Annotated in this window: 14 protein-coding genes; 4 read left to right on the top strand and 10 right to left on the bottom strand. The window is 46.9% G+C overall.

The genetic code is table 11. The features are described 5' to 3' along the window. Positions 1–27: 27 nt before the first annotated feature. Both ICL55_RS29115 and ICL55_RS29110 read right to left on the bottom strand, forming a co-directional pair. Complete coding sequence (locus tag ICL55_RS29115; RefSeq protein ID WP_188104318.1) at positions 28–615, bottom strand: Crp/Fnr family transcriptional regulator; 588 nt, start codon at positions 613–615, stop codon at positions 28–30. An 84-nt stretch (positions 616–699) separates the two neighbouring features. After that, positions 700–1236, bottom strand: coding sequence for a YceI family protein (locus ICL55_RS29110; protein WP_188104316.1), 537 nt, complete (start codon positions 1234–1236; stop codon positions 700–702). Positions 1237–1512: 276 nt separating this feature from the next. Here ICL55_RS29110 and ICL55_RS29105 point away from each other — a divergent pair, with 276 nt between their 5' ends. Continuing rightward, positions 1513–2025: a GNAT family N-acetyltransferase gene (locus tag ICL55_RS29105; RefSeq protein WP_188104314.1), complete on the top strand. Its 513-nt coding sequence runs from the start codon at positions 1513–1515 to the stop codon at positions 2023–2025. Between the two features lie 116 nt (positions 2026–2141). On the opposite strand, the gene ICL55_RS29100 is transcribed toward ICL55_RS29105, so the two are convergent. The 3 genes from ICL55_RS29100 to ICL55_RS29090 form a co-directional block, all read right to left on the bottom strand. Further along, a complete protein-coding gene (locus ICL55_RS29100; RefSeq protein WP_188104312.1) occupies positions 2142–3944 on the bottom strand; it encodes an amidohydrolase in 1803 nt (600 codons plus the stop codon). 70 nt (positions 3945–4014) lie between these two features. Beyond that, positions 4015–4896 (bottom strand): pirin family protein, encoded by an 882-nt coding sequence (locus ICL55_RS29095; RefSeq protein WP_188104309.1) that lies wholly within the window; start codon positions 4894–4896, stop codon positions 4015–4017. 130 nt (positions 4897–5026) lie between these two features. Then, a complete protein-coding gene (locus ICL55_RS29090) occupies positions 5027–5608 on the bottom strand; it encodes a Crp/Fnr family transcriptional regulator (protein WP_188104307.1) in 582 nt (193 codons plus the stop codon). 49 nt (positions 5609–5657) lie between these two features. On the opposite strand from ICL55_RS29090, the gene ICL55_RS29085 reads away from it, so the two are divergent. Further along, complete coding sequence (locus tag ICL55_RS29085) at positions 5658–6524, top strand: helix-turn-helix domain-containing protein (protein WP_188104304.1); 867 nt, start codon at positions 5658–5660, stop codon at positions 6522–6524. A 140-nt stretch (positions 6525–6664) separates the two neighbouring features. After that, complete coding sequence (locus ICL55_RS29080; protein ID WP_188104302.1) at positions 6665–7030, top strand: nuclear transport factor 2 family protein; 366 nt, start codon at positions 6665–6667, stop codon at positions 7028–7030. Between the two features lie 35 nt (positions 7031–7065). On the opposite strand, the gene ICL55_RS35485 is transcribed toward ICL55_RS29080, so the two are convergent. The 5 genes from ICL55_RS35485 to ICL55_RS29055 form a co-directional block, all read right to left on the bottom strand. Further along, positions 7066–7668, bottom strand: a complete 603-nt coding sequence (locus ICL55_RS35485; protein ID WP_188104300.1) for a DapH/DapD/GlmU-related protein — start codon at positions 7666–7668, stop codon at positions 7066–7068. Positions 7669–7678: 10 nt separating this feature from the next. Beyond that, positions 7679–8074, bottom strand: a complete 396-nt coding sequence (locus ICL55_RS29070; protein ID WP_188104297.1) for a (R)-mandelonitrile lyase — start codon at positions 8072–8074, stop codon at positions 7679–7681. Between the two features lie 106 nt (positions 8075–8180). Next, a complete protein-coding gene (locus ICL55_RS29065; protein WP_188104295.1) occupies positions 8181–9059 on the bottom strand; it encodes a helix-turn-helix domain-containing protein in 879 nt (292 codons plus the stop codon). Between the two features lie 55 nt (positions 9060–9114). Beyond that, positions 9115–9708 (bottom strand): TetR/AcrR family transcriptional regulator, encoded by a 594-nt coding sequence (locus ICL55_RS29060; RefSeq protein WP_188104293.1) that lies wholly within the window; start codon positions 9706–9708, stop codon positions 9115–9117. Positions 9709–9714: 6 nt separating this feature from the next. Further along, a complete protein-coding gene (locus ICL55_RS29055) occupies positions 9715–11304 on the bottom strand; it encodes an ATP-binding cassette domain-containing protein (RefSeq protein ID WP_188104291.1) in 1590 nt (529 codons plus the stop codon). 281 nt (positions 11305–11585) lie between these two features. Here ICL55_RS29055 and ICL55_RS29050 point away from each other — a divergent pair, with 281 nt between their 5' ends. After that, entirely contained in the window at positions 11586–13112 is a 1527-nt protein-coding gene (locus ICL55_RS29050) for a hypothetical protein (protein WP_188104289.1), read from the top strand. Positions 13113–13225: the final 113 nt, after the last annotated feature.

Raw genomic sequence — 13225 nt, 5'->3', positions numbered from 1 at the left:
AACGCGGAAGGAAGTATATTACGTGACCTATATCACATTCTTATGGTTATTATACAAACGGCTGAGCGTCTCCCTGGAAACGCCCAGATAAGCGGCGATAAGATGCTTGGGAACAATACTATAAAGCTGGGGGTATAACTGCATCAGCTCTTCGTAACGGGTCTTGGCGTCGTTGTTCATAAAGGACAGCAATCTTTTTTGTGCCGCCACATAACCCCGGTTGGTACGCCAGCGGAAAAAATGGCCCACCTGGGGAATTTCGCGGCATAGCTTTTCCCGGTCGTCGTTTGACAGACTCAGTAATTCGGCATCTGTGATACAATCAACGTTAACAGTTGCCCTGGTGCCTGAATACAACGCCTGGTAATCGGAAGCCCACCATGTAGGCATGGCAAACTGGAGAATATACATTTTAACATCATCGTTGATGAAGAATGTTTTCAGACAACCCGAAACAACAAAGTACTCGCAATCTACCTTGTCTCCTTCTCTTATCACCATTTGTCCTTTCCTGAAAGAAATGGGTTTAAAGTGAGCATAAAAGCGTTCAAATTCATTCTCCGTGAGGGAAGCCAATTTAGCCACATGGGCCTGTAAAAGCGTAGCAGTATCCATAGTATATAAAGATACTCTTTTCCGGAATTGAATCGTTTTAGTCAGCTAAAGGCCGCATACGGGAAGTATACATGATTTGATTTTTTATGCTAAAATAACCTCTTCTGCTAGTTGAGCGGTGAGTGTTACCTTTAACTCAAAATCATTGTAGATAAGTGTATCGCCCAGGTCTTTGAAGAAATTGCCGGAGCGGAAGCGGATGCCAAACAGGGTACGGTCAACAATGATGGTCGCGGTGGCAGTAAGTGAGTCTTCGTTGAGCTGCAGCTGCGTCTCAAACCTGACGGTATTTGTAATACCTTTCATAGTGAGGTTCCCTTCCACATGGTTACCCTCCACGCTGGTGAGTTCAAAATAGGCTTCAGGATATTGCTCAATACCGAAAAAGTCGTCGGAAGCGAGGTGACCGGCAAACTGCGTATTGGCAGCCGGATCGGTAATGTCTAGTATTTTGATGGAGGTGGTATCGATCGTGAACGCGCCCCCGGAAAGTTGACCGTTCTGCAGAAGCAGCGTACCATCTTTCAGGGCGATGGTGCCATTATGGGCGCCTGTTACTTTGCGGCCTACCCAATCAATGTTGCTTTGTGCAACGACGAGCTGAAATTTTTGCTGTTTCATTTTTGTGGTTTATTAATACCGCAAAGTAACAGCAGCAGCGGAAGCCGATTGCGTGACATACATCACATTTTATCATCGGGAGGAAACGTGTTGACGCTGCATCTGATTGATCAATATTTGATGGGTAAGAAGGTCATCTCCATATAAAGTTGATCTTTGCAGAAGACGTGTGAGTGACTTTAGTTCGTTACCAATTCAAAATATTGGTACTTTTAATTACTTGTCATCCTTTTTGAAATGCTACGGAAAGGCTGCTTATGATTAAAAGAAACGGCTATGGATACTTATCAGCTACAGTTGGAAACAGGTAATTACATCATCCGTCAACTCCTGGAAACGGAAGCTCAGCTGTATAAAAAAATTCGTTTAGAAGCTATTTATACAGAGCCAACGATGTTTCGATGCACTACGCCTGCGGAGTCTGAACTGACAGATGCTGAATGGGAGGAACGGGTAAGGCACCCAAGGGCAATTTTTGGACTTTTTAAGGACGATGAATTGATTGGAATGACCAGTATATTGTTGTTAAACGAAGAAGAAGCTTATTTGGGTCAATCGTTTATCCGCAACGAATACAGAGGTATAGGACTTTCTTCACTTTTTTACAGGATAAGATTTGCATGGGCATCGAAGTGGGCCCTGAAACGGTTGACCATAAGTCATCGTGAGAGTAACAATATCTCCAAAGCCGCCATCCGGCGTGCCGGATTCAGCTACAGTTACCGGGAGTCTGTCAACTGGCTTGATGGTACTACGGAAGATGTGATCTATTATATGTTGGAATTGTAATCCTGGCAATATTACAAACCAGTATATACTTCGCTCTTATGTGGCGCCCCGGGGAAGTATCTGTTTGGGGGGCCACATAAGAGCGAAGTTTTCATATTTATCCGGGTTACTGTTGCTTACCTGGTATGGTAATATCCTCCGAAATATTTTACAGGCGACCAGGCTGGAAGTATGTCTGGGAGCTGTGGTGCCATGCTGCTATATTTACCGGTACCAAATACCACGCTACCATCTACCACGGTTAATACAGCGGATATATTTTTTATCTCATCTTCCGGTACGGTAAAATAGTCTGCGCTGAGCAGGGCGAAATCTGCGAGGTTGCCGGGGGCGATCCTGCCTTTTTCATGCTCATTGTGCTCAAACCAGGCGGCGCCGAGGGTATATAATCTGAGCGCCTCTGCCCGGGTCAAACGATTGTTTTTGGCCAGTATTTCCGAACCTGATACAGACTTGCCGGAAACGGTCCAGCCAATGCCGATCCAGGGGTTGTAGGAAGAAGCCCTGAAGCCATCTGTGGTCATCGCCAATGGGATGCCGCTGTTCACGAGGCTTCGCAGGAGAGGTGTCTGTAGGGCCTTCCCGGCGCCGTACGTCTTCACGAAGGCATCTCCGTGCAATGCCATTTTATCGTCGAGGGCAATGCCGCCCCCCAGTTTTTTTACCCGTTCTATATTTTCCGGGCTGATAGTCTCCGCATGTTCGATACTCCAGCGTAGCCCGTCAAGCGGTGTTTGCCGGTTTATTTTTTCCAATGCGTCCAGGAAGGGGGAGATGTTTTCATTATAGCTGATATGCATCCGGAAGGGAATCCTCCTTTTTACCAGTTGGTTTACATCTTCTTCGATGTAATGGCGCATAGTGTCTGCATTGATAACTACAGCCGGTTCATCGAAATTTTCATAGTCGTGCAGTGCTACCCTCAGCAGTTCGCCGGCGCCTTCATACTCGTGGCCATGTACCATGGTGGGGTGAATATTCTCCCCGGGGCTTATGGGAGCAATCTTTGTGATGGCTTTAATGTCTGCTTCTACCATCGAGCTGCCATCAGCCCCTGCTGACTGCAGGTCGATGAACGGAAAACGAATGTTCAGTCGATTGTTCCGGATCAATGCCTGCAGCGGTGCGTGTGATGCGGGATAGCCTTTGATGCTGCCCCCGTCATTCACCGAGGTGATCCCGAAACGGTTCAGATCGTTGATCACGTACGCCATGGAGTTCACCTGCTCTTCAGGCGAAGGCTGGGGTACCATGTTCTCCAGGGCCAGGAAAATAAAAGCATAGCCAACGATCACGCCTGTGTATTGTCCCTTCTTGTCTTTTTCAAGCACGGTGCCCGGTACCATCGGGAACTTCGGGGTACCCAATCCCATGGCCTTCATGGCTGGCTTATTTAAAAAGGCTCTGTTATAGGCATACTGCACAATAAGCGGTCTGTTGGGCACTGCCTTGTTCAGTTCTTCCACCGTCGGGTGCCGGTTTTCTCTGAACTGATAAGGCGACCAGCCACCAATAACTTTCACCCATTGTCCTTCCGGCGTCCTTTGGGCCTGCTCTGCCAGCATCTCGAGTGCCAGCTTCAGCGTAGGTACGCCATCCCACCTTATATTGTAATTATAATTGCTTTCATTGAGCACGTGTAGATGAACGTCATTGAGCCCCGGTATCAGGCGGCGGCCGGCAGCATCAATCAGCCGGGTATTGTTGTCTTTCAGACTAAGGATCTCGGCGTCTTGTCCCACTGCATATATCCTTCCTCTTTTTACCGCCAGGGCGGATGCTTCCGGTTGGGCCAGGTTCTGGGTGGTGATTTTGGCATTAAATACGATCATGTCGGCGCCGATAAGCGGTGGGCCGGATTGGACGTTTACAGTAATGACGAATAACGTTGCTATTATTAAAGCGGCTGCTTTTTTCATTGCTTTTGGATTTTGATACAAAGGATATTTGCGTGTCTTTATGGTTTTATCTGTTTTCTGAGCTATATCATCAGGCTTGCTGTTCATACCTGATTTTACCATACTTGCCATGATGAAAATCGCTATAGGCGGTGGAAATCTCCTGCTGCGTATTCATGACAAATGGGCCTTGTGCTACGATCGGCTCTGTGTAGGTAGCGCCGCCAAAGAAAATGATATCAATGGGCGCGTTTGAATGATTCCGGCTTTCGATGGTACCGGAACTTTTATCAAAAAGCAGGAACTCGCCTTGGCTGAACTTAGTGTCATTGATTGTTGCTTCGTTGACCAGGAAAGCGGCATATTCTATACCTTTTTCGTCGTGCAGCAGGAACGTCTTTCCCGGTTCCAGGTGGAGATGATAAATGAACTGGTCCAGGTAAACAGGGATTTTGGAGGTGTACTGTCTATAGGTGCCGGTAACTGCTTTTAGCCATCCTGCATGATCCTCCAGTTCCTTTACAGGGATTTCCCCGGCCTGTACGGGAACGTAATCGGGCTTTTCGGCCTTGTTTTTAGCGGGCAGGTTCACCCAGAACTGAAATCCGTGTGTAAGGCCATTATTGGTCTGAGGATCTGGATTTATTACCTCGTCATGGATGATGCCGGTCCCTGCCTTCATCCATTGGGCACCACCGGAATATACTTTGGCGTGATGGCCGTTGCTGTCAAAATGGTCAGCTTCTCCGTTCAGTACATAGGTTAATGTAGCAATCCCCCGGTGAGGATGGGCGCCGCTCCCGTTCACTGCTTTGCGGGGTTCGTCAGCAGCGTGCTGCACAGGCGGCACATAGTCCAGGAATACAAAAGGGCCTACGGCCTTCACATAGTGGTTAGGAAGGATGCGATAGATTTCATAATCGCCTACGTCGGCCCGGCGGCCCTGCGATGTGAATGTGATCTTCTTTTTCATAGCATTTTGTTTTGATGTCAGTAGTTGTGTTGACAATGCAAAAATGCTATGAACAGGAGGCTGAAAGCGATGATAAATGCTGCAAAATAACGTTGACATTTGTCAACGACCTGTTTGGGAGAGGCTGTCTTTATTTTTTGCCGCTTTGGCTGCGTACCCTGCTAAGGGTTTCTTTGGCGACGCCAAGGTAGGAAGCTATGATATGCTGCGGAAAACGCTGCAGGAAATCAGGGTATCTTTCTACCAGGTCTGCATAGCGTTGTTCCAGCGGGAGGCTATTGGATGCACTAAGCCTTTTCATGTTGGCGAAAGCGTGCTTTTCGTCCAGCTTTCTGCTCATTTCATGCAGTGCCGGAATGGAATTGAACTCAGCCAGCCTGGCCTGGGTGATCGTCAGAATGTCTGTGTCTTCCCAGGCATCTATGTTATACACCGTGGGAGTAAGCATTATAAAGCTTTCACGGTCTCCTGCCCACCAGTCCTCCACATACAGACTCAACACATGCTCGCTGCCCTTGTCGTCAACACTATACATACGCATGGCCCCCTTTACGATAAATCCCATATACTTGCATACCTCGCCTTCCTGTAAAAAGTATTGTTTCTTCCGTATTTTTTTGGGTACAAAAATATCCTTAATAATTTTGACTTCCTCTTCGTTGAGCGGCTGGGTGGCGTGGGCGTTGATATATGAGATAAGTTTTTCGTACATTAGTTTATAGGTTGTTACCGCACAAGATACGTTATTTGACACCGTAACGATGGAAAAAATGATCAAAATACCCAGCCAGGTGATCAATGCTGACACGGCACAAAACAGCCTGGCTATTGATGGATGTCCCCTGATAGAGCAATGTCTGCTGACTGCCGAAGAAAAAGGTATAATGTTCCTGGAAGAGCATGTGCTGCTTTTTGTGTTGCGGGGCAGTGTTTCATTGACGCTGGGGACACGGACGTATACGGTCGGTAAAAATGAAATGACCTTGCTGAAGAAAACAACGGCCGTTCAGTATGAAAAAAGGGGTGACCCGGAAGACGGGCATATCTATTACGGCATGATGTTCAGCATAAAAGACGACCTCATAAAATCGTTTCTGGCCACTACGGAAAAGATAACGCCAAAAGGGACAGATGGTGAGACGAGAGCCGGCGTACATACTATGACTGAATGCCTGATCACCTTTGCCGCATCACTGAGCCCTTATTTTCATAACAGCGCCGAAGTTTATCCGGGACAACTGAGCCTGAAGATGAAAGAAATGCTATATCATCTGGGCATAGGCAATCACAGCATATATCAACAGCTGATGCAGCTTTATCAACCTGCAAGGATAGGGATTCGCCACATCGTAGAAGAATATTATACCTCGCCCGTTACGATTACCGAACTCGCTCATTTGTCAGGAAGAAGCCTTTCCAGTTTTAAACGGGATTTCCAGGCAGCTTATAGCATGCCCCCCGCGGAATGGATGCGGAAGAAACGCTTAGAGAAAGCAAAGGCGATGCTCGAAACAACCCGCCTACCGGTATCGGATATATGTTTCTCTCTGGGCTTTGAGAATATGTCGCATTTTTCGAGAATATTTAAGGAATACCATGGAAATCCTCCATCATTTTATCGCCACTAGCAACTGATAGCCGTCACACTACTTTCCCCGGAATGCAGTTGTCAAAAATGGACCAAATAGAAAAATAATCTGGACGCTTTGGAAAAACAAAGGATACGCATCTCCCATACCTTTATATCCTGAATAATCAATCAAAGAACATGGAATACAGTCAGGACAGCGAAATAATATCCGTATTGGAAAACTATGCAGCAGCATTAAGAGCTGGAAGTATAGAACAACTGCAAAAGACATTTCATCGCGACGCTATTATGTATGGATACTGGGATCAGCATCTTATCGAAGGAGGCATCGCCAATCTGTATGATTCTGTCGCCAGGCATGGATCTGCGCCCCACCTCAAGGCGCGTGTTGAAGTGTTGCACAAATCGGAAAACATAGCTTTGGCCCGCCTGGAATATGAAAATAATGCTGCCGGAAAGGATGGCGTGGATTACCATTCATTGATCAAAATTAAAGGTGAATGGAAGGTTATCGCCAAACTCTTCCAGACATTGGAAAAGTAGACAGGTGTTGCTGCACGCGGTGTGGTGTGGGGCAACTATCTATCTGGCTTAATACTGCTTTTGCTCTCAGGTGTAATCGTCTTGATGATTTTTGCCGGTACGCCGGCAACCACTACATTGTCCGGAACATCTTTTGAAACAACTGATCCTGCTGCCACAACGGCGTTCTCTCCGATGGTCACACCAGGCAGGATAGTAGCGGCGGCGCCAATCCAGGCGTTGCGTTTTATCAGGATCGGTTTTGTCACCAGCGCTTTCCTGTCGGCAGGAGTTAGGGGGTGGTTTTCGGTGATCAGGTTCACCTTAGGGCCGATGAGCACATCGTCTTCAACGGTAATGCCTCCCATGTCCAGAAAAGAACAGGCATGATTGATAAATACCCGCCTGCCCAGTCGGATGAACCGGCCGAAATTGGTAAAGAAAGGTGCAAACACGGTGGTGCTTTCGTCAATAGCCTGACTGGTAATCGTACTTAGATGGCTGCGTATTTCGGGAATAGTGGCAGCCGTATTCAGTGCTGATGATAGTTGAATGGTACGGTCAACAATTGTTTGTATTTTATGGTATTCGGGGTCATCCAGCCGGATGGGCTCCCCGGCTCTCAGCCTGGAGAGAATGTCCTGTTTAATGTCTTGCATGCTGTTGTTATTATCCTTTATACTGCTGATCTGTTACCTGCTCCAGCCAATCCACCACTTTACCGTCCAGGCTCTCCTGAATGGCAATATGGGTCATCCCGGTAGTGGCGGTGGCGCCATGCCAGTGCTTTTCATGAGGCTCAAACCAGATCACGTCGCCGGGACGGATCGTTTCTATAGGGCCACCTTCCCGTTGAGCCCATCCACAGCCGGCTGTTACAATCAGTGTTTGTCCAAGCGGGTGAGTATGCCAGGCTGTTCTTGCTCCCGGTTCAAATGTCACGCTGGCGGCGGCTCCGCGCCTTGCGGCATTGGGGTCAAAAAGGGGGTCTATTCTTACGGCTCCTGTAAACCAGTCGTCCGGGCCTTTAACGGAGGGCCTTTCTCCTGCTTTTGTAATGTTCATTGTATTGTATTTGCTTTCATGCCCGTATGGGTTATAATACAGGACACAAAGCTAACACGCAGGGGAGGCGCTTTGTTAAAGATTGTCAAACCAAAAATTAAGAAATTCAAACTTCCTGTTCCCGGAAGGAGGTGGGGTTGGTACCGGTGAGCCGTTTAAAAAAGTTGTTGAAATAGGTAGGGTATTCAAAACCGAGTGCGTAGGCAATATCGGCAATGTTCCAGTTGGTATGTAGCAGCAGCGCTTTGGCCTCGCTGATAATACGCTCTGTGATATGGGTGGTGGTAGATTTGCCGGTTACTTCTTTTATCGCCCGGTTCAGATAATTAACGTGTACATGTAAATGGCGGGCGTAGTCCCCGGCTGTTTTCAGTTGTAGCGGGAAATCAGTGCTTTCGATCGGAAATTGTCGTTCCAGCAGTTCCAGAAATACGGCAGTAAGACGGGAGGTGGCATTGTTATGTTGGTGGATATGCTCTGTGGGCTGCAGTTTCAGGGCTTCGTGGATGATTAAATGAATATAATTGCGTATCAGGTCGTCCTTATACTGGTATTGACTTTGTTGCTCAATCATCATTTTCTGGAAGATGCTATTGAGATACAACCGTTGTTCTTCGCTGATACTTAAGACGGGCGTACCTCCGATTTTGAAAAAGGGGGAGCTTTGTAGACTTTCATTTCGTTCTGACCTGTTGAGAAACGCTTCAGAGAACAGGCAGGTATAGCCTACGTAAGTGGTGGAAAGTGTTTCCCAGGAGTAGGGAATATGAGGATTGCCAAAGAACAAGATGGTGCCCTCCGTTTCAAAAGTACGGTCTGCGTAATGTATGGCACTCTTGCCGGTTGTCAGGCAAATTTTAAAAAAGTCCTTTCTGCTGTAGATACGGGTTGCGTTGGAGTCCGCCTCAATAGCAAAAGCGTTGAATCCCTTTAGCTTTAATTGGCTGTTATATTCAGAAACCGGCCGCAATGCGCGCTTTTTCATCACCCAAAGTTAAGAAATTCAAAACTTCCCGGGCCGGTTAGGTATTACAGGGTCATCATTTGTTTTTAAACAGCAGGCGCACAATCAGTTTTCCGCGCTCGTCTATCAACTCCCTGAAGTCTTTCGCAGACACCTGGAACAACTTTTTGTACAAGGGGGCCATGATCAATGGGTAAGACAACAGCGAAAATAAGTTCATCAGAAAATGAACAGGGTCCATCTTCTCTATCGTTCCTTTCTCCATTTCGGCTGCAGCTTCCTTTAAATACGACTTTACAGGGGCCGACTGGATATCGCTGATCAGTTGTTTGCCTAACGTATTGATCTCGGTCACCAGAAAAGTTTCCTGATAGGGGAAAGCAATCATATGCTTCAGGAAAACGGCGATAATATTTTCTGTTTTCGCTTTAAAAGGTTGCTCAGCCGTCATGCATTCGTTGAGGCGCTGGCTCAGGTCCCGCATCGCTTCCTGAAATATCGCAGCAATCAACTGGTCTCTTGAACGGAAATAGTAGTGTAGCGCCGTTCTGTTAACCCCCGCAGCATCTGCTATTTCCTGCGTGGTGGCATGGAGTTTCCCTTCTGCGAAAAGCAGTCGTTTAGCCGTGTCTTTTATATGTTGCTCAGTGCCTGTATTTTTTAGTGGCATATTTTTTTAAGTTAAACTGATGCTATAGTCAATTCCGATCTCCCTGATAAAATAATCATCATGCGAAATCACTAACAGCGTGCCTCCGAAATTTTTTACGGCCAAAGTTAATACTTCCAGGCTCTGAACATCCAGATTATTGGTCGGTTCATCCAGGATCAGTAAATCCGGCGCCTGATTACTGACCAACAGGCAACTCAACGATAACTTCATTCGCTCCCCACCACTTAATCCGGCACATTTTTTATCGAAGGCGGCCGGATTAAACTGGGCGTGGACCAATAATTCCGTTAATTCATCTTCATCCAGCCCACGTTTGTTATGTGATTGTATTTGTTCATACACCGTTAATGCCGGATCTATCATCGAGTAGTTCTGGTCGAGGTAAAAGTGGGAGAAGGCCGCGCTGTTGTAACTGCCTTCAAACGGTGGCAGCTCCCGTGTGATAATTTTCAACAGGGTGGTTTTCCCGCTTCCATTCTCGCCTTCAATCTGTACCCGTTCGCCCGATTTGATCTGAAAGCTAAGATTATTCCATAAAAAGCTGTCGCTATACTTAAAGTTGATACCTGCCATGTCGATCAGCAGCGTGCCGGGCGTGAGTGCCGGCGCCATGATGTCGATTTTAAGCGTTTCATATTCCTGGATTTTTGCTTTGGTGGCTGCTATGCTGTGCAACAGCGTGGTTATCTTTTCTTCATGTGCGTTTAACATGCGCGCCGTACTGCGCTCGGCTTTGTTTTTTAAGCCGCCGGCAATAATACGGGGGATGGAATTGCTCAATCCGGCCGACCGGCCTTTGAGTTCCTGTTGCGCCCTTTGATCAGTCATGTCGGTGGCCTTTTTCTCGTATGCTTTCAGTGCTTTGGACTGCTCGTTGAGCCGCGCCCGTAAGGCGCTTACTTTTTCCATTTTTTTCTGCTGATAGAAATCAAAATTCCCTCCGAATACTTCGATGCCTTTTTCAGTCAGTTCCAGCGTTTTGTTCATAAGGTTCAATAGTGTTCTGTCATGGCTCACGATCAGCATGGTCGACTTACTTTGCAGGATCATCGAATACAGTTTCATCCTGGTTTTGATGTCCAGGTGATTGGAGGGCTCGTCCAACAGAATGAGGTTGGGACTGTTCATATCCATGGCGGAAAGGAATACTTTGGTTTTCTGGCCGCCGCTCAGGCTGCCCAATAGCCGGTTCTCATCGATGTTGCCCAGGTCCCATTTTTCAAGGACCCTTCTCACTTTATTTTCGATGTCCCAGTCATCCTCTAACGTGGCGAAGTGCCGTGGGTCAGTATCTCCTCCTAAGATAGCATGCAGTGCATCCAGTTTTTTATCTGCTTCCAAGGCCTGCGCGACCGGCCATCTGTCAAACTCTCCGAGGTGCTGTGGCACATACCAGGGGATTTCCGAATGGATGATTTCCCCTGATGTTAATTCCGTTTTCCCGGAGATAATGCGGAGCAGCGTTGATTTACCGGCGCCGTTGATCCCCACCAATGCGGCCTTTTCTCCATCATTTAAAATAAAGTTCAGGTCATGAAATAGCTCCGCATTATCTGGATGAACATAATGCAATGACTTTACAATTAAGCCCACAGGATGTTGATTTTGAACATGAATACTTCAGTCTATGAAGACAAAGGTGTAATTAAATATTCATTTTTGTTAGACAAAAATGTTAAAATAAAAAACAGGCTGACTAGAGATAGGACGATATTCATGTTTTGATCTTTAGGTCAATGTCTTATATATATTTCTGGGTGTATATTTGATTTGCTGGTGACAGATACTTTATGGAACAGGTGATGTTGGGGTGGTTAGATCATCCGGGGAGACTATAAAAATCCGTTATCTTCGGCGCCCAAAATCCTTATGCCATGAAACTTCCATTGTGGGCGTTGATGATTTCCGTTCTCGCCCTGTTCTCCTGTCAGAAGTCGGACCCCCCGAAACACAAAGACCTGACAGACACAACGAGAATACGGATCAGTACCGTTTTGGTGCAGGACTTCGATAACATTACTATTCAGGCCTCCTTCATGGGGATTGACACGGCTAAAGTGCGCTCCTGTGGCTTTTACTGGGGGGGTACGCCGGAGTTAACCATGAATAATCGCCGGCTCTTATCCACGCCGGCCGCCTTCAGTGCTTCATTAAACGCAGTGGGGCAAGGAAAAACTTTTTATTGCAAGGCTTTTATCGTCGTCAGTGACAGTCCGTTTCCCAATGATAGTTCGCAAATGATAATTTATGAAAGCAAAACAGAAAAAATCACCACCGGCGCGCTGGCGAAAATCTGGGAAAAGGAATACAGCGATATAAGCGGGGTAGAGACTTTGCAGGTGCTGCCAACGGAGGACAACGCCTTTGTGGTGCTGGCAAATACCTATGGCAGCTCCAAATCATGGCCCAGGCTCATTAAAATAGATACCACCGGCAAAATACTGTGGGACAAACAATACCATGAACAGGAACCATGGACGGCGGCCGGCGTGATGAAAGTAAAGGACGGCTACCTGCTGGCGGCCAATTATACCCATTTCTATGCTCCCAGCGTAGCGATCACGAAGGTAGACCTCAATGGGAACCTGCTATGGGAAAGGAAACTGGATATTATGCTGATGCAGGAATTTGTCCGGTTCCAGTTACTGAAGGACGATGTGATTAAAGTGACGCTGAGGACGGTCTCAGGGTATACGCCTGATCCCGCAAATCCTACACTGACAGACTGCTGGTACGACCTGAATGGTAATCAGCTCTCCCATCCCGGCGGTGCTTATTATGAGCGGTTTGTTAATGGATTATCTGTTTTCAATACAGCGACAGCCCCAGACTCCGGTTTTCTGATTTCCTATCAGTATTACTATTATTATCCTCCCGGGTCCGGGATTTCCAAGGGCAACGCAAGGCTTCATTGTTTTAACAAAAACAATGAACTGCGGTGGGAAACCTCTTACGGTCAGTTTGGTTATTATGATCTGCCGGTCAATGTAGTGGCAACTCCCTCAGGCAACTTCTCCGTTCTGGGATATAATAATGTGGAGGCGGGGAAGACAGGAATCTGGTTGTCCCAATTTGATAAGGCCAATGGAAATCTATTGTGGGAGTATAAGTATGTGCATCCTGAACATGGATTATACCCATCGGGTATTTGCATGGGAAAGGACGACCAGTATTATATTACCGGTAATACCCAGGCCACCAGCTACAACTATACGAGGGCTTACATCCTGAAAGTAAATGAACGGGGACATCATGTCTGGAATTACACCTTTCCGACAGCCGGCAGTCGGGGAGAACGTATTTTTGTCAATGCTTCCGGGGAAATATATGTGTTTGGTACCTCCACCAAGGATAATTGGGACCACCGCGCGCTGTATATCACAAAGTGGAAAGAGTCATAACTGCTAAATCGTACGGATACGGGAAGAGGCTTGTAAGTCAGCTTACATGCCTCTTGTCTTTTGGACAGTAAAAAATATTTCCTATATTCATGCATCTTTTTTTAAATAGTTCC

Source organism: Chitinophaga varians (assembly GCF_014529945.1).
GTDB classification, from domain to species: domain Bacteria; phylum Bacteroidota; class Bacteroidia; order Chitinophagales; family Chitinophagaceae; genus Chitinophaga; species Chitinophaga varians.
The sequence above is the reverse complement of the archived record's forward strand: the minus strand, read 5'-3'. Positions and strand labels throughout refer to the sequence as shown.